Source organism: Variovorax sp. V15 (genome assembly GCF_041154425.1).
Taxonomy (GTDB): domain Bacteria; phylum Pseudomonadota; class Gammaproteobacteria; order Burkholderiales; family Burkholderiaceae_C; genus Variovorax; species Variovorax guangxiensis.
In genome coordinates this window covers 4,697,382-4,712,235 of the sequence record NZ_AP028659.1, presented here as the reverse complement: position 1 = coordinate 4,712,235, position 14,854 = coordinate 4,697,382, and the positions used below count along the sequence as shown (strand labels likewise).

Annotated in this window: 16 protein-coding genes; 8 read left to right on the top strand and 8 right to left on the bottom strand. The window is 65.2% G+C overall.

The annotated features are described in order from the left end of the window. Window positions 1-28 precede the first annotated feature (28 nt). Complete coding sequence (locus tag ACAM57_RS22380; protein WP_369658983.1) at window positions 29-1,078, bottom strand: glutathione S-transferase family protein; 1,050 nt, start codon at window positions 1,076-1,078, stop codon at window positions 29-31. 164 nt (window positions 1,079-1,242) lie between these two features. Continuing rightward, complete coding sequence (locus ACAM57_RS22375) at window positions 1,243-1,866, bottom strand: glutathione S-transferase family protein (RefSeq protein ID WP_369658982.1); 624 nt, start codon at window positions 1,864-1,866, stop codon at window positions 1,243-1,245. A 231-nt stretch (window positions 1,867-2,097) separates the two neighbouring features. Between ACAM57_RS22375 and ACAM57_RS22370 the strand changes: the two genes are divergently transcribed. Then, window positions 2,098-2,556 carry a carboxymuconolactone decarboxylase family protein gene (locus ACAM57_RS22370; protein WP_369658981.1) on the top strand — a complete coding sequence of 153 codons (459 nt, stop codon included), beginning with the start codon at window positions 2,098-2,100 and terminating at the stop codon, window positions 2,554-2,556. Between the two features lie 110 nt (window positions 2,557-2,666). Here the strand turns inward: ACAM57_RS22370 and ACAM57_RS22365 are convergent, their stop codons facing one another. The 6 genes from ACAM57_RS22365 to ACAM57_RS22340 form a co-directional block, all read right to left on the bottom strand. Next, the gene (locus ACAM57_RS22365; protein ID WP_369658980.1) at window positions 2,667-3,380 is read right to left on the bottom strand and encodes a dienelactone hydrolase family protein; all 714 of its coding nucleotides are present in this window, start codon (window positions 3,378-3,380) and stop codon (window positions 2,667-2,669) included. 7 nt (window positions 3,381-3,387) lie between these two features. Next, window positions 3,388-4,251: a hypothetical protein gene (locus tag ACAM57_RS22360; protein ID WP_369658979.1), complete on the bottom strand. Its 864-nt coding sequence runs from the start codon at window positions 4,249-4,251 to the stop codon at window positions 3,388-3,390. A gap of 24 nt (window positions 4,252-4,275) precedes the next feature. Continuing rightward, entirely contained in the window at window positions 4,276-5,103 is an 828-nt protein-coding gene (locus ACAM57_RS22355) for an alpha/beta fold hydrolase (protein ID WP_369662464.1), read from the bottom strand. 311 nt (window positions 5,104-5,414) lie between these two features. Further along, complete coding sequence (locus tag ACAM57_RS22350) at window positions 5,415-6,419, bottom strand: LysR family transcriptional regulator (RefSeq protein ID WP_369658978.1); 1,005 nt, start codon at window positions 6,417-6,419, stop codon at window positions 5,415-5,417. A 157-nt stretch (window positions 6,420-6,576) separates the two neighbouring features. Continuing rightward, window positions 6,577-7,470, bottom strand: coding sequence for an RNA polymerase sigma-70 factor (locus tag ACAM57_RS22345; protein WP_369658977.1), 894 nt, complete (start codon window positions 7,468-7,470; stop codon window positions 6,577-6,579). A gap of 167 nt (window positions 7,471-7,637) precedes the next feature. Next, the gene (locus ACAM57_RS22340; protein ID WP_369658976.1) at window positions 7,638-9,578 is read right to left on the bottom strand and encodes a winged helix-turn-helix domain-containing protein; all 1,941 of its coding nucleotides are present in this window, start codon (window positions 9,576-9,578) and stop codon (window positions 7,638-7,640) included. A 559-nt stretch (window positions 9,579-10,137) separates the two neighbouring features. On the opposite strand from ACAM57_RS22340, the gene ACAM57_RS22335 reads away from it, so the two are divergent. From ACAM57_RS22335 to ACAM57_RS22305, 7 genes are all read left to right on the top strand, one after another. Continuing rightward, window positions 10,138-10,917: a sensor histidine kinase gene (locus ACAM57_RS22335; protein WP_369658975.1), complete on the top strand. Its 780-nt coding sequence runs from the start codon at window positions 10,138-10,140 to the stop codon at window positions 10,915-10,917. 50 nt (window positions 10,918-10,967) lie between these two features. Next, window positions 10,968-11,336 (top strand): hypothetical protein, encoded by a 369-nt coding sequence (locus tag ACAM57_RS22330; RefSeq protein ID WP_369658974.1) that lies wholly within the window; start codon window positions 10,968-10,970, stop codon window positions 11,334-11,336. Window positions 11,337-11,466: 130 nt separating this feature from the next. Next, window positions 11,467-12,069 (top strand): NAD(P)H:quinone oxidoreductase, encoded by a 603-nt coding sequence (gene wrbA, locus ACAM57_RS22325; RefSeq protein WP_369658973.1) that lies wholly within the window; start codon window positions 11,467-11,469, stop codon window positions 12,067-12,069. Between the two features lie 27 nt (window positions 12,070-12,096). After that, a complete protein-coding gene (locus tag ACAM57_RS22320) occupies window positions 12,097-12,483 on the top strand; it encodes an OsmC family protein (protein ID WP_369658972.1) in 387 nt (128 codons plus the stop codon). Window positions 12,484-12,494: 11 nt separating this feature from the next. Further along, on the top strand, window positions 12,495-13,688 hold the full coding sequence (locus ACAM57_RS22315) for an alpha/beta fold hydrolase (RefSeq protein ID WP_369658971.1): 1,194 nt from the start codon (window positions 12,495-12,497) through the stop codon (window positions 13,686-13,688). Window positions 13,689-13,694: 6 nt separating this feature from the next. Next, complete coding sequence (locus tag ACAM57_RS22310) at window positions 13,695-14,135, top strand: carboxymuconolactone decarboxylase family protein (protein ID WP_369658970.1); 441 nt, start codon at window positions 13,695-13,697, stop codon at window positions 14,133-14,135. Continuing rightward, complete coding sequence (locus ACAM57_RS22305) at window positions 14,132-14,656, top strand: Ohr family peroxiredoxin (protein ID WP_369658969.1); 525 nt, start codon at window positions 14,132-14,134, stop codon at window positions 14,654-14,656. Before ACAM57_RS22310 ends, ACAM57_RS22305 begins: the two co-directional genes overlap by 4 nt. Window positions 14,657-14,854: the final 198 nt, after the last annotated feature.

The following is a 14,854-nucleotide window of genomic DNA, read 5'->3' as shown; positions in this document are numbered from 1 at the left end:
GGGGGCGAGGCGTGAGCCGCCGTGAAGCTCAGGCCGTGGCTTCAGCCAGGCAGCTGGCCACCGAATCCATGAAGCGCGATTGCGGCATCGAGGCGATCGAGGCCCCGATCGCTTCCTCGCACAGCGAGCGCCGCTTGCAAAGCACCTCGAAGTAGCGAGCGACGCCGGGCAGGGCGTCCCACAGCGAGGACAGTCCCAGGTAATTGATGCGTACGAGGTTGACGCCCCACAGCACGTCCGCGAGCGAGAAGGGGTGGCCGTTGATGCAGCCGAAAGAGCCCTTGCCCAGGTCGAGCTCGAGGTTCTCCAGCAACTGGCTGACGCGATGGCGTGCGGCACGCTGGAACTCCGGATCGTGGCACACCTGCTTGCCGCCGATTTCCTTCGTGATCTTGGCGCGATAGGCGGCCACCAGCTCGAGATCGCCGGCGTTATCGGCGATCAGCCGCTCGAGCGCGATGACCTTGTAGTGATAGACCGTTCGCATCGAGGTCTTGAGCGCTTCGGGCCGGAGGTCGGCGTCGGGATGGAAACCGTAGAGCAGCGCCCCGTTGGGAATCCGGTCGACGATGCCGACCTGGCGCATCACCTCCTCGCGCGAAGCGGGCTCATCGGGAATCAGTTGCACCGGCTGGCGGTCCACAGCATCGAGGTAGCAGCAGATGCGCTGCGAATCGGCGACCACCCGGCCTTCCTGATGGTCGAGCAGCAGCGGTACGACGCAGGGATCGAAGCCTTCCGTCTCCACGGAGGTGCGCCCGCTATACCCGGAGACGAAACCGCGCCCCAACTCCCTTGCAGCGATCAGCCGCAGTCGGATGTAGGCGGGGCTGTAATGCTCGGCCGGCACCAGTCCGGTGGGCTCCATCGAACCCAGGATGCGCATGTCGTTGGAACGGTAGGAAAGCGCCTTCTCGTTGAGTACCGTGCGGACCTTCTGCGAGCACAGGGAGCTTGCCGCATGGAACAGTTCGAACCGTGGATCCGGGCTGCCGCCCACGACGGTGATTCGGTTCGGGTCGAGCACGGCAGCGCGTGCGGCGGCGGCCATTTCCATCAGCGGTTCGGTGTTCGTCATCACGGTCCTCTTGGCGGCCTGCGAGGCAGGCGCAGCAACTATCGATCGGTGGGGTTGCGTTCAACAGTGCGTTGAAGGCAATCAAATCGTAGGCAGCTTGGTCAGAGGTGAGAAGGCGGCAAAGCTTGCACGCTCGGTCCCTGAAATCCGAACGATGGCGGCGCTCAGGCGCTGGACGAGGTGTTCTCCCCGTGGAGAAGAGGTACCCATCCAGGCTGAGCTTGCACGCGTGCCACCCATGCTTCGATGCCGGAAAAGCGCGCCATCGCGTAGCCTCCTTGCTCGGCGAGCGACACATAGGCCGAAGCCGCTAGGTCGGCGATGGTGTAGCTGTCACCAGCAAGCCAGGTGTGATCGAGAAGCCATTCGTCCAATTTCTCCAGTGCGGGGTATCCATCGGCGTGATAGCGCACGATGTCCTGCATCCGGTCGTTCGCGAGTCCGTGCAAGTGGAGCACGCGTGCTGTAGCAATACTTTTCTGAAGATCGGCCTGCTCGAAGAAGAGCCAGCTCATCACTTCCGTTCGCAGGTGTGGATCATCTGGCAGATAGGGCGTGCCGTTGGCGAGATGCACCAGGATGGCGCCTGATTCCACGATGGGGCGGCCATCCTCCAGCAAGAGCACGGGCACTCGAGCAAAACGGCTGATCCGCCGAAACGAAGGATCGCGCGTTTCGCCTTTACGGATGTCGAGCGTGACACGCTCGTAGGGCAGTCCAAGCTGGCTCAGGAGGATGCGGACCTTCCATGAGTTGCCGGACAGGCGACTGTCATAGAGACGCAGCATGGTGGACTCCAACGGATGGGCGCACGATGAATTGCACTCGATTCTCCCTCCAATGTGCAGCCCCTGCAAAAGGGGGAGGCGGTTGCCATACCAACGGCTGAAGTGCGAGCGGTAGCGAATCCTTAATGTGTTTCCAGACGACGCACTGCATGTGTCCGTCTGCCAAGCAAAGGGCTTGCCACTCATCAAGGCGCCCCGTTTTCATTGTCCGTCCCAAAAGGAATATCCAATATGAACCAACCCCGACTACCCTGGACCGAGATCTCTGCCAAGTCCTATCAGGCGATGGCGGGCGTCAACGTCTCGATCGCGAAGTCCTCGCTCGGTCATTCGCTCATGGAACTCGTGCAGACGCGCGTCTCCCAGATCAACGGCTGCGCCTTCTGCCTCGACATGCATGCGCGCGACCTGCGCAAGCACGGCGAGACCTGGCAGCGCCTGAACAGCCTGTCGACCTGGCGCGAGACCAGCTTCTACAACGAGCGCGAGCGCGCGGCGCTGGCCTGGGCCGAGGAACTGACGCGCCTTGCCGACCAGCACGGTGACCAGGACACGGCCTTCGAAGCGCTCAAGAAGCAGTTCAGCGACCAGGAGATCGTCGAGTTGAGCTGGACGATCGCCGTGATCAATGCGTGGAACCGCATGGCCGTCGGCATGCGCACGCCTCCGTCGACACAGCCGCTCGAATAAGCGAAAAAGCCGCCGGCGTGTGCACGACACGCCGGCGGCTTTTTATGAAGGAAAAGAAGTGGGAGAGGACCAGGGCCATCGCAGCCACGTACCGCCGTGCGCTGTGAATCTCAGCCGCTCTTCAGGTGTTGGGCCAGGAACGCCTGGGTCCTGCCGTTCGCGAGGCCTGCAGCCCGCGCGTCATAAGCGGTGCCGCGGTGTCGCGCGAAGGCGTGACGGCATCCCGGGTAGCTGTGGAGCTGCACCTGCGGACTCTTTCCCAGGGCTGCGACTATCTGCCTGCGTGCGTCGGGTGGGATGTACTCGTCTTCTTCCGCGAGATGCACCATCAGCGGGCTGCCGATGCCGCCTGCCTCCTCGAGGTGCTTGTCGGCGTTGCCGGGGTAGTAGGCCACCGCGGCATCAGCGGCTGCGTGAGCAGTGGTCAGGTAGCTCATGAGGCCGCCGAGGCAGTAGCCGACGAGACCGACCCGGTGGTTCGACTCAGCCAGCGCGCGGGCGGTTGCGATGGCGGCGCCAATGTCGCGCACGCCGGCGTCGAGGTCGAAGGCGTTGTAAAGCGCCATGGCTTTCGCCAGCTCGGCTTCCGTGCGATCGGTCATGTCGATGCCCGGCTCGATGCGCCAGAACAGGTCGGGACAGATCGCCAGGTAGCCCTGCGCGGCGAGTTCGTCGCACGACTGCCGCATGTCGGCATTGACGCCGAAGACTTCATGGATCACGACGATGGCCGGCGCGGTTGCGCCTGTGCCCGCGCTTGCGGGACGGGCGACATACGCCGAGAAGGAACCCTCGCCGGTGGTGATGCGGAGTGTGTCTTGCATGACCGGCTCAGGCGCTGAGCCAGAAGGCGAGGTTGCTGGCGTACTGCTTGGTCGAGCGCAATGCCTCGGGGAACTGTGCCATGCCGTCCCCGGGCGATTCGGCCACGAAGGTCGGGCAGCCGCAGGCGGGATCCCAGTTGTAGTCGGCGAAATGATGGAAGGTCGACTGCGCGATGGCACGACCGCCATGTTCCGAGCGCTCGAACGCCACGGCGATGTTGAAGCGTCGGCCCGAGACGAGGCTCTGTCCTTCGACGACCACCCGACCCGTCGAATCATCCGCCGGCACTCCGACCACCCCTTCGTGCGGGTGCGAGGGAAGGTATTGGATGACGCCGGTCGAGGACTGCCGGTCGCGCATGACGGGATGAATGCTGCCGACCGAGCGAACACGCTGGAAATCGCCGTTGGCGCCCGAGTGGTAGTTGGGCCAGGAGATGTTCGTGGCGTAGGTGTCGTCGACGCAGTGCCGGCTCTCGTCGGGTTCTCGATTGTGGCTGTGGAAGTAGTGGGCGGCCCCGATGCCGCCCAGATTGCAGATGGAGCTTCCCACGTCCATGTGGTCCCGGGTCACCATGAGCGCGCCACCAAGGCGGCGAAACCGGCTGATTCCCATGCAGTCTGCGTCGGTCAACCCGTCGCCCCCGTCTACCGCAAAAAGCCAGAGTTGGTCCACGTCCGATCCGTCCAGGGTCGACAGCACCGGGTCCGGCGTGCCGCGTTGGGTGCGGTTGCGGGCGGTCACCCGGAAGGCAAGGCCTCCGTCTTTGTCTCTCAGTCCGGCGAGGAATGAAGCCAGTCGGCTGAAGCGTGAGATGTCCCAGTCATCGGGCTGCTCTTCAATCGTGGTCTGTAGTAGGAGGTTCAGCATGGCGAAGGGGTTGGATGACAGTGTTCAGCTGCGCAGGAAGGCAAGAAGGTCCGCGTTGACCTTGTCCTGCATCGTCGCGGTGAGTCCGTGCGGTGCACCGGGGTAGTAGATTTCCCTGACCCCCTTGATGAGCTTTGCGGACTTCCTGGCGGAGTCGTGCACGGGAACGATCTGGTCGTCCTCGCCGTGCATGATCAGGGTGGGGATGTCGAACTTCTTCAGATCCTCGGTGAAGTCGGTTTCCGAGAAGGCCTTCACGCACTCGTAGGCGTTCTTCTGGCCGCTTTGCATGCTCCAGAGCCAGAACTGGTCGAGCACGCCCTGCGACACTTTTGCGCCGCTGCGGTTGGCGCCGTAGAAGGCCACGGCCAGGTCCTTGTAGTACTGGGAACGGTCTCCCGCCACGCCCGCGCGAATTCCGTCGAAGACCTCGATCGGCAGACCCTCCGGATTCGACGCCGACTTCACCATGACCGGCGGCACCGCGCCGATGAGCACCGCCTTGGCCACGCGCTTCGAACCGTGGCGGCCGATGTAGCGGGCCACCTCGCCGCCCCCGGTGGAGTGGCCGACCATCGAGACGTTCTTCAGGTCAAGCGCGTTGAACACTTCGGCCAGGTCGTCGGCGTAGCCGTTCATGTCATTGCCCGACGACGATTGCGTCGAGCGGCCGTGGCCGCGGCGGTCGTGCGCGATGACGCGAAAGCCGTTGCGCGCCAGGAAGTGCATCTGCCCGTCCCACGCGTCGGCATTGAGGGGCCAGCCATGCGAGAACGTGACCACCGGGCCGCTGCCCCAGTCCTTGTAGTAGATGCGCGTGCCGTCCTTCATCGTGACGGTGTCGCTGGTCATCCTCGGGTTGCGGTTGCCGGAACCGGGGGCGCCCGCGGCGGCACCGTGCATGCCCATCGCGAGCGTGCCGGTGGCAACGGCCGCACTGGATGCGATCAGGTTTCTGCGCGAGGGGTTCTGAGGTGTGGTCATGATTTCCTTTGAGACGGGGTTGGAGATCCGGATTACGAACACGGCGCACCTATGTCGCGCGAATGCCGTGAGACGGAAGTCATCGTAGGTTCGGCATTCGCGCGGCGGTAGATTCGCGAAGGGATGCACGCTGTTGCTGGGCGCGCACCAATACGTGCCCGCAGACGGCCGGTACACGTTCAGGTCGGTGCGTCGAGGTCCGTGAGGCATTGGAGGTCCGCCGCGCGGATGCGTGTCGTCATGAAGTCGATGAAGACGCGCATGCGTGAGGGAAGATGCTGCCGGCTCAGGTAGCAGATGTAGTGTCCGTGGTCGTCGGGGACGTGCTGCGTCAGGCAGGCCACCAGCGAGCCCTTGCGCAGCGGTTCGCAGATCAGGTATCCCGCCATCTGCGCGATGCCGTGTCCATCGAGCACGGCCTGGAGCACCAGGTCTGCATCGTTGTAGGTGAGCTTCGACGCCGGCGCGAACCTGCGAAGCAGCCCGTCCGCCTTGAATTCCCACTCGGCGACACGACCCGAGGCGGTGCGAAAGTTGATGCATTGGTGGCCCATCAACTCGTCCAGCGAGGTCGGCAGGCCATGCGCATCCCGGTAGCCCGGCGAGGCGCAGACCAGCAGTTGCATGGGGATGATCTGCTTGGCGATGATCTGTGCGTCTTCCATGCGGCCGTTGCGGAAGGCGATGTCCACGCGGTCCGATGTGAAGTCGGTCGGCTTGTCGTTGAGCAGCAAGTCGATCGATACCTCCGGATACGCGGCAAGGAAATCGCCGAGCAAAGGGGCGACCACGCGCCGGCCGAAGCCGACGGACGAGCTGATGCGCAGGTGCCCTCGCGGTGGGCCCTCGCGCAGGTCACGCATCTCTTCGACGGCCTGGACGATCCGGTCGACTCCGGTGTGGCAGTTGGCATAGAAGAGATCGCCTTCCCGCGTCAGCGAGGTGCTCCGCGTGGTCCGGGTGAAGAGCCTGACATTGAGCTGATCCTCCAGCTTCTGAACGCTGCGGCTCACCGCGGAGCGCCCGATGCCCAGCCGGTCCGCTGCGCGGGCAAAACTGCCTTCGGTCACGACGGCAATGAAGGCCACGACACCCGCATAGCTGGTCGCGAAGCTCGAAGCCAGCGGGTCCGCACGCGGCGTGAGGGGAATGGAAGTGGGGCAGGGCAGGGAAGAATTCGTCATTTGCAGCATCTCGGTGGCATGAAGGCCGTGGGGACGGCCTTCTCACAACGAGCACTCTGCGCGCGACGGCAAACAAGGACCAGTTAATGCCTGTCAATGTTTGTTATGGCCGGCCCGTGCACCACCTCCCGAGCTGCTCGGGAGGGCGTGCCTGTCTCTAGAACTTCAGCAACGAAGCCAGCGCGGCCAGCTTTTCGGGGTTTCTCTGGGCCTGGATCCGGGTGATTCCCACGCCGTCGGTCTCCACCGACTGCACGGACTCGAGCACGCTGTCGATGAAGCGCAGGAAACCCCATTCGCCGTTGATCGGTGCGATCCGCATACGCACCTTGTCGCCGTACCGCCTGCTGGTCGCGAAATAGAGCTGCGCAATGCGGTCGCGGCCCTTGAGCGGAGCGTCGAAGCTTGGCACCTTGCCGCCCCCGTCGCCGACGAACTCGGCGTCGTCCGACAGCAGGGAGCGCAACGCCGCGAAGTCCCCGCGCTGCGCCGCCTCGGAAAATTCCTTCAGCAGGCGGATGTGCTCCTCCGGCGCGACCCGGAAACGCTTGCGCTTCTCGAGGATCTGGAGTTTCGCCCGGTGCACGAGCTGGCGGCTGGCGGCTTCGGTCCTGCCCAGGATGTGGGCGATGTCGCCGTAGCTGGCGCCGAAGACCTCGCGCATCAGGAATGCCGCGCGACTCTCCGGCGAGAGCCGCTCCAGCACGGTAAGGAAGGCGATCGAGATGTTCTCCGCCTTCTCCAGCATCTGCTCCGGCGAGGGCGAATTGTCGGACATCACCGGCTCGGGCAGCCACATGCCGATGTAGTGCTCGCGCTCCACCTTCGCGCTGCGCAGCCGGTCGATCGCCAGATGGGTGACGGTCGACACCAGCCACGCTTCCTCGTTGTCGATGGCACCGTTCGCCTGACGCCTGCGCAGCCAGGCGTCCTGCACGACGTCTTCGGCTTCCTCGGTCGAACCGAGCATCCGGTAGGCGATGCCATGCAGCCGTGGCCGCAGGCTGTCGAAGACGTTGCTGATCTCGTTGGTGCCGTCTGTGTCGTTCATGACCTTGTGTCTGGTTGTTCTTGCGGGGAAGCCCCGTGCCACAGAAGACGTGCCGAACCCTGCGCCTGTGACGGCCTGCTTGTCACTTCGTAGGGACTCCACAGATGCTGCAAGCGTAGGAGCCCGGTGCCGATTCGGCCAGCCTGTGTTGGCGAGAGCTTCTTCTGCTACTTTTGGGGGGTGCGGTTCAAGGCGGAGTCCGACGCGGAGCGAGCGGCGCTCAAGTAGAGCGCCTTCGCCTCGCTGTCCATGCCGAGGCGCTCGCTGCGTGGCCCGGCGCGCGAAGTGCGGCGAGCGGTCAGCGCGAGGCGCAGCCCGGCGACCGTCTTCGCATCGGCACCCGGCAGCCGCTCGACGCGGTTGATGGTGGTGAGCACACGGTCTCGATACTCCTCGGCCTGCGAAGCCTGAAACCACAGCGGGACGGAGGCGACGGCGAGCGCCACGCCGACCTCCGTGCCGGTCGCCGCGTCAGCCTCGGTGCCGCCAGGCTGCTCAAGCCAGGCGTCGAGGGCGGCCCGCACGTCGTCCAGGTGATGGGCGTATCGCTCGGTCCACGCATCGACGTCGAGCCTGGACAGCTGCGCCGTGGCTTCGTCCATGAGGCTGCGCATGAGCTCGGCATGCCGTCGCCCCAGTGCGGGCGATTCGTCGGTCCGTGAGAGCAGATTGGCCGCGTAGCTCCTCGTCGTGCCGAGCAGGCGATAAGGCGCAACCGCATCGCTGTTGTCGAAGGCGACCAGCGACTTGTTGGCCAGCGAGATCAAGGCATCGAAGGCGGATTCAATGTCCATGTCGCCTTCGGCGAGCTTCAGCGCGGAATTCAGGTCGAACCGGCCTCGAAAGACCGACAGGAAGCGAAAGAGCCTGAGCTCCTGCGGGTTCAACAGCGCGATGCTCCAGTCGAGGGCCGCGGCAAGCGTTCGATGCCGTGCGAGCACCGTCGCGTTGCCGGCGGAGTACAGCCGCATGTGGTCGTTCAGCCGCGATGCGAGGTCGTTGATCGATTGCACACCCAGCCTGGCCGCCACCAGTTCGATGGCCAGCGGGATGCCATCGACCTGCCGTGCAATCCGCGCAAGAAGCCCGCCGTCCGAATCGCCGAACTGGCGAGCGCCGGCGGCCTGCGCCCGCTCCACCAGCAATTCGACTGCCGCAGAACGCATTGCCTGGGCCAACGTCAACCGGTCCGTCTCGGGCACGACGAGCGGCGCCAGTCGCAGCACGCGTTCGCCTTCCATGCGGAAAGCCTCCCGGCTCGTAGCGAGGATGCGCAGCTTGGGCAGCTCAGCGAGCAGTCCGGCGATCAGGGGCGCGAGTGCGTCCACCACGTGCTCGCAGTTGTCGATCAGCAGCAGCACGTCGCGCCCTTCGAGCTGCCGGTGAATTGCACGCATGGTGTCGGGTGCGTCGGACGGCACACCCAGCGCCCGCGCCAAGGCTCCCGCCACGTGGTCCTCACCGATCAGGGGCGAAAGGTCGACGAAGCCGATCTGCATGCCCGTTCGGGCCTGATGGCATTCCGCAGCGCGGATGGCGAGACGCGTCTTGCCTATGCCGCCAAGGCCCGCGAGGGTGACGATGCGGCTGGTGTCCATGGCCGTCAGCAGGCGCTTCAGGTCGGCTTCCCGGCCGATCAGTCGGGTCAGCCGCGTCGGCAGCTTCGTGAACGCGGGGGCGGCGGACTGGGATGCAAAGGACGCCGCGATCGCCATCGAGAGCGTTCCGGGGCGGGTGGTGTCGCTGCATTCGCGCAGGACCTTGCCGTTGAGCCGATAGCCCTGCAGCGGAATGTTCGAGATCCATTCGACGCAGTCGTCGCCGGCGCCCGGTCGGCCCAGGGCCTTGCGAAGCATGGACATCTGCACGCGAACACTGGCATCCTCGACAACCACGCCAGCCCAGACGGTAGCGAGCAGCTCATCCTTGCCGAGCACCTTGCCGGCGTGCTTGACCAACTGGAGCAGCAGCTCGAAGGAGCGGAAGCCCAGCCGAACGGCCTCGCCGGCACGTTCGAGCCGGCGCTGTGTTTCGTACACGACGAAGGGACCGAAGCGCCATAGGACTTCGGCGGTCGCCTGTGGCGGGCTGGCGGGCAATGATGACATGCGGATCTCCGTCAGCAAGGGTGGCGGGCAAGGCCGCGTGCGATGGCTTGGCGAGCGCTCATGGTCAATTCGGTAGGGGTCTTGATCGGCAAATCGGGTCCGTCCAGAAGGCCGCTGCCACTTCTCCCGGTCCAGGTCAGGTTGCTGCAGGGCCGCATGCCGGCCGGACACGCGTTCGCGTCTCCATACCAAAGACGTTCGAGCCGGGTGTTTTGTGACAGGTTTTTTTCCCCGGCCCTTGCGTGGCTGCTTCGCCGGAGCGATCCGGCTGGTCATCGTAGGTCTGACCGGGCCATGTTCGATCGGCCCTGTGTCGGACGATGCATCCAGAAACGGCTAACGATGCCGACCCCGTGTTCGTGGTGGATCGGCATTGGTGTCTGCCCGACAACACCGTGGGCCGCGGCACATGCCTTCCAGCGGCGGCGGTGGGCTCCTACGATCGCGCCGCTCGCAACGCCTTCAGTCGACTTCCGAACGGATGACCCATGACTCCTTCTTCCATGCCCAGCGTGCACCCGCTTGCCGCTGCCTGCTTCCTCTCACCTCCGCAGCGAACATGAGTGCCCTGTCCAAACCCGATCACCAAGGCGCCTCGGCAGCGATCCTCGATCCTCGCGCGGCCCTGCACTTGCGCTGCGCGACCCGGGACCGGGCCCTGGCCGTGGTGTCGCACGAACTCAAGCAGCCCCTGAACATCATCCAGATGAACGCGGGGCTCCTGCAACGATTGCCCGCGTCGACCGTGTCGGGGCACATCCGCGGTATCGCCGAATCGATCCAGCGCGCCATCGAGAGCCAGACCCGGATCATCAATGACTTGCTCGATTTCTCACGGGTGCGTACCGGCAAGCTCGCACTGCATTGCGCGGAGGTGGACCTGGGCGAGTTGGTGCCACGCCTAGCTGCTGCGCTGGACGCCAGCTGGCGCGGTGGCCGTATCCGCACGGAGGTGCAGGCCGGCGATCCGATCCGTTGCCACGCCGACGCGGTACGGCTCGAGCAGATCGTCGGCAACCTGCTGGACAACGCTATGAAGTTCTCGCCCGAAGGGGCCGAGATCGTCGTGCGTCTTCGCTCGGAGGACGGTTTCGCCCGCATCTGTGTGGAGGACCGCGGCTGCGGCATCGCGCCCGAATTCCTGCCGCACGTCTTCGGCCTGTTCAGCCAGGGTGGTGCCGCCGCCGATGGTTCTCATGGCGGTTTCGGCATCGGCCTCGCACTGGTTCACGGCTTGGCGGTCGCGCATGGCGGCTTCGTCAAGGCGACTTCGGCGGGCGTCGGCCATGGCGCCGAATTCAACGTGTGGATTCCTCTTCATCGCCGCTCCCATTCCTGAGCGACCCCGAAATCCCGACCCGCGCCCCGGCGCTTGATTGATTGCATCTCATGAAAATATCCCTCGACCCTTCTCTCGATGCACGTCGTCAGGACGTGCCTTCGTCCACTGTCCTTTCGAGCTGGTATGACGCCAACGCTGCCATCCAGCGCCTCTGGGCCATCCAGCCCGCAGGGGGCGAAGGCTCGCCGGCGATGCGTGTCGTCGTGATGCTTGCGCCATCACCCGACGGGGACGATGCGAATCTGACCTGGATGGCACGCGGTCCGGGTTGGGAGCAAGAGCTTCGGCAGCAACTGGCAGGTGCCGTGCAACTCGAATGGATCGACGGCCCGCTGCCGGACGAATTCGAGATCGACGGCGAGGGCGTAGTGCTGTCCCTGCTGTGCTGGCGCGACGCGACGTTGCTGCAGGACTGAACCGCACCTCGATTGGTGCGAAGGCGTCAACACCGTAGTCATTGGCAAACGCCTAGTGCCCATCGGCCTGCCTTTCTACGATTCTCCCGGCGCCATTGCCGTATCCCATCCTTCTTTCAAGTCCCTCATCGTGAGCAAGATCCTCGTTCTTTACTACAGCATGTATGGCCATCTCGAGCAGATGGCGAAAGCGGTCGCCGAAGGCGTGCGCTCGGTTCCCGGCAGCGAAGCCACCGTCAAGCGTGTGCCGGAGACGATGTCCGCCGAGGCATTGCGCCAGGCGGGCGCCAAGGTCGAACAGGACGCTGAAATCGCCACGGTGGCGGAGCTTCCGGGCTACGACGCCATCCTGTTCGGTACGCCCACGCGTTTCGGCGGCATGGCGGGCCAGATGCGAACCTTCCTTGACCAGACCGGCAGCCTCTGGGCCACGGGCGCGCTCATCGGAAAGCTCGGCGGCGTGTTTACGTCGACAGCCACGCAACACGGCGGCCATGAGACCACCATCGCGTCGTTCCATACGGCGCTGCTGCACCACGGCATGCTGGTCGTCGGCGTGCCGTACTCGTGCACGGGGCTGACGAACATGGCCGAGATCACCGGAGGCTCACCTTACGGCGCGGGCACGCTCGCCGGAGCCGATGGCCAGCGCATGCCGTCCGCCAACGAGCTTTCCATCGCGCGCTTCCAGGGCACGCACGTGGCGCGTCTGGCCAATCGCCTCGCAGCCTGACACGCCGTTCGAGAACGAGGTTCGCTGATGACGCATGGCATTGCAGCAATCGGTCGCTATGGCTACCGCACGCAGATAGAGGTGGGCAGCCGCCACAGGCTCGTCGCGGATGAGCCATCCGCCCTGGGCGGCGCAGACACCGGCCCCGCGCCCTATGACCTGCTGATCGCGGCCCTGGGTGCATGCACGGCGATCACGCTGCGCATGTATGCCAACCTCAAGAAATGGCCGCTCGAATCCGTGGAGGTGAAGCTGCATCTGTCGCGCGATGGCGATGCCATGGCTGTGGAGCGGTCGCTGCGCATGGTTGGGTTGGACGAGGCGCAGAAAGCGAGACTGGCCGAGATCGCCGAGCGCACGCCGGTCACGCTGACGCTGAAGTCGGGTGTGCGGATTCGTACGACCGTGGCCTGAAGGAAGACACCATGCCAACCCGCTCATTCGATTTCCTCAACCGCGAGGGCCAGCGCCTGTCGGGCACGCTGGAGATGCCGGAAGGCATCCAGCGCGGCTGGGCGCTCTTCGCGCACTGCTTCACCTGTGGCAAGAAGAACCTGGCCGCGGTGCGCGTGGCCCGCGCTCTGGCCAGCGCCGGTATCGGCGTGCTGCGCTTCGACTTCACTGGCCTCGGCGACAGCGAAGGCAGTTTTGCGGATTCGAGTTTCAGCCTCAACGTGCAGGACCTGGTTTCGGCCGCCGAAGCGATGAAGGACTCGGGCATGCCGCCCGACCTGCTGATCGGACACAGCCTGGGCGGCGCGGCCATTCTCGCAGCGGCGGGCAGCGTCGACAGTGCGCGCGCCGTGGCGACGATCGCCGCACCGTTCGATGTCGGGCATGTGCTGCACCTGCTCGACCCCGAGGGACTGGCGCGACTGGATGGCGAGCCGGAAGCGCTCCTGAAGGTCGTTGGGCGACCGATGTCTGTGAGCAAGGCCTTCGTCGACGACCTGCGAGGGCATGACCAGGGCGCGCGCATCGGTGCGCTTCGCCGGGCGTTGCTGGTGCTGCACGCGCCGCGTGACCTGACAGTCGACATCGAGAACGCGACGCACATCTTCCTTGCGGCCCGGCACCCGAAGAGCTACGTATCGCTCGGCGATGCGGACCATCTGCTGTCCAGACGCGAGGATGCCGAATATGCAGCAAGCCTCATAGCTGCCTGGGCCCTGCGCTATCTGCCGGAGCCGGCCATTTCACCAGCCGAGCCGGCCGATGCCGTGGCCGAGGAGACCGGCTTGGGCAAGTTCCAGCTGGCGCTGCGCTCAGGTGGCTCCCGCTGGCTGGCCGACGAGCCCGAGACCGCCGGCGGGCTCGGCTCCGGGCCGACGCCTTATGACCTGCTGTCGTCGGCGCTTGCCGCATGCACCACGATGACGCTGCGCCATTACGCCGATGGCAGGGGATGGCCGGTGACCCGCATCCGCACGGCAGTGAACCATCGTCGCGACAAGGACCGCTCGCCCCCGGATTTCTTCAGTCGTGAGGTTGCCATCGAGGGCGCCTTGGACGACGAACAGCGCGCCCATTTGCTGGAGGTCGCGCAGAAGTGTCCGGTCCATCGCACGCTCGAGCAGGGCTCGGGCTTCGACGCCATCGCTTTCGACCGGCAGTCCTGAGTTGTGATGAAGGTGAAGACACTTGCCATGCGTGGCGAAGCCCACGAGCGCGTTGCAGAAATCGTCAACCGCTGCATCGCGGCGTCGAGGCTTTCCCAGACGCTCGTCGACCTTGCGCACCTCAGGGTGTCGCAGCTCAATTGCAACGACGTGCGAACGGATGCTCATTTCCTGGCATTGCTTGGTGCGGGCTACCCGGTCAGGAAGCTCATGCTGGTCTCGGACTGGTTCGATGCCGGGACAGGTCTCACGCCGCGCGAGAAGGCCGCGCTCTCCTGGGCCGAGGCCCTGGTCACGGCTGGCGAAGACGGCGTGGGGCGGGCGCGATGCCTGCAGGTGGCTGCCGTTTTTGAGCACAACGAGCTCGTGGCGCTCAGCCTGGCCATCGCACTGGAGAACGCCCGTAGCCGAAGGGCCTGCGCGCCGACGCGAGGGCCGTTGCAATGATCGTGCTCGCCGACGAGCCTGGCGACGCAGAAGGCCATCCCGGCGGGCATCCCGGGTTCCTGGTGCCCTACACCGGCGACGAGATCCTTCCGCTCTACACCACGACCGTTGCCGTTTCCGGCGGAGAGGCCCGGCATGCGCGCGTGTCCGGGAGAGCCGTATCCGACGATGGCAACCTCGACCTGGTTCTTCGGCAGCCGACGGAGCTGGGCGGCGACGGTGGCGGAACCAATTCACAGCAGCTGTTCGCAGCCGGTTTCGCGGCATGCTTCCACGGTGCCATGGCGATAGCCGCGGCGTCCATGCGCACGCGTCTTCCGCCGCACATCGATATCGCTGCCACGGTTTCGTTCGGGCGCGATCCGGTCGACGGACTCTTCCTCATCACCGCCGAGCTCGAGGTGAGCCTGCCGCAGATGGACACCCGCGAAGCGGCCGAACTCGTCGCGCAAGCCGAGCGCATCTGCCCCTACATGAAGATGTCGCGCGTAGGCATGCGCTCGACGATCCGCTTTGTCTGAGTCCGGTTCGATGGCCTTGCGCCGGGCAGTGCTGCGCGCATTGGTGAATCGAGGGCAACACCGTCGTCCGCGCCACATGCCTACCGGGGCGCAGCGTTCAAAACTACGATTTTCTTCATGGGCCGCGAGTCACGCGGCCTGACGATTTGCCTTCCGCCCGTCGCAACGAAGATGACGGGTGTCAGATTGCCGAGGCGG

Bases quoted from the DNA above. Each gene is read 5' to 3' on its own strand.
- ACAM57_RS22365 (WP_369658980.1), bottom strand. From the start codon at position 3,380: ATGCAAGACACACTCCGCATCACCACCGGCGAGGGTTCCTTCTCGGCG.
- ACAM57_RS22320 (WP_369658972.1), top strand. From the start codon at position 12,097: ATGACGCATGGCATTGCAGCAATCGGTCGCTATGGCTACCGCACGCAG.
- ACAM57_RS22340 (WP_369658976.1), bottom strand. From the start codon at position 9,578: ATGTCATCATTGCCCGCCAGCCCGCCACAGGCGACCGCCGAAGTCCTA.
- ACAM57_RS22350 (WP_369658978.1), bottom strand. From the start codon at position 6,419: ATGACGAATTCTTCCCTGCCCTGCCCCACTTCCATTCCCCTCACGCCG.
- ACAM57_RS22370 (WP_369658981.1), top strand. From the start codon at position 2,098: ATGAACCAACCCCGACTACCCTGGACCGAGATCTCTGCCAAGTCCTAT.
- ACAM57_RS22310 (WP_369658970.1), top strand. From the start codon at position 13,695: ATGAAGGTGAAGACACTTGCCATGCGTGGCGAAGCCCACGAGCGCGTT.
- ACAM57_RS22345 (WP_369658977.1), bottom strand. From the start codon at position 7,470: ATGAACGACACAGACGGCACCAACGAGATCAGCAACGTCTTCGACAGC.
- ACAM57_RS22315 (WP_369658971.1), top strand. From the start codon at position 12,495: ATGCCAACCCGCTCATTCGATTTCCTCAACCGCGAGGGCCAGCGCCTG.
- ACAM57_RS22375 (WP_369658982.1), bottom strand. From the start codon at position 1,866: ATGCTGCGTCTCTATGACAGTCGCCTGTCCGGCAACTCATGGAAGGTC.
- ACAM57_RS22335 (WP_369658975.1), top strand. From the start codon at position 10,138: ATGAGTGCCCTGTCCAAACCCGATCACCAAGGCGCCTCGGCAGCGATC.
- ACAM57_RS22380 (WP_369658983.1), bottom strand. From the start codon at position 1,078: ATGACGAACACCGAACCGCTGATGGAAATGGCCGCCGCCGCACGCGCT.
- ACAM57_RS22355 (WP_369662464.1), bottom strand. From the start codon at position 5,103: ATGACCAGCGACACCGTCACGATGAAGGACGGCACGCGCATCTACTAC.
- ACAM57_RS22360 (WP_369658979.1), bottom strand. From the start codon at position 4,251: ATGCTGAACCTCCTACTACAGACCACGATTGAAGAGCAGCCCGATGAC.
- ACAM57_RS22305 (WP_369658969.1), top strand. From the start codon at position 14,132: ATGATCGTGCTCGCCGACGAGCCTGGCGACGCAGAAGGCCATCCCGGC.
- ACAM57_RS22330 (WP_369658974.1), top strand. From the start codon at position 10,968: ATGAAAATATCCCTCGACCCTTCTCTCGATGCACGTCGTCAGGACGTG.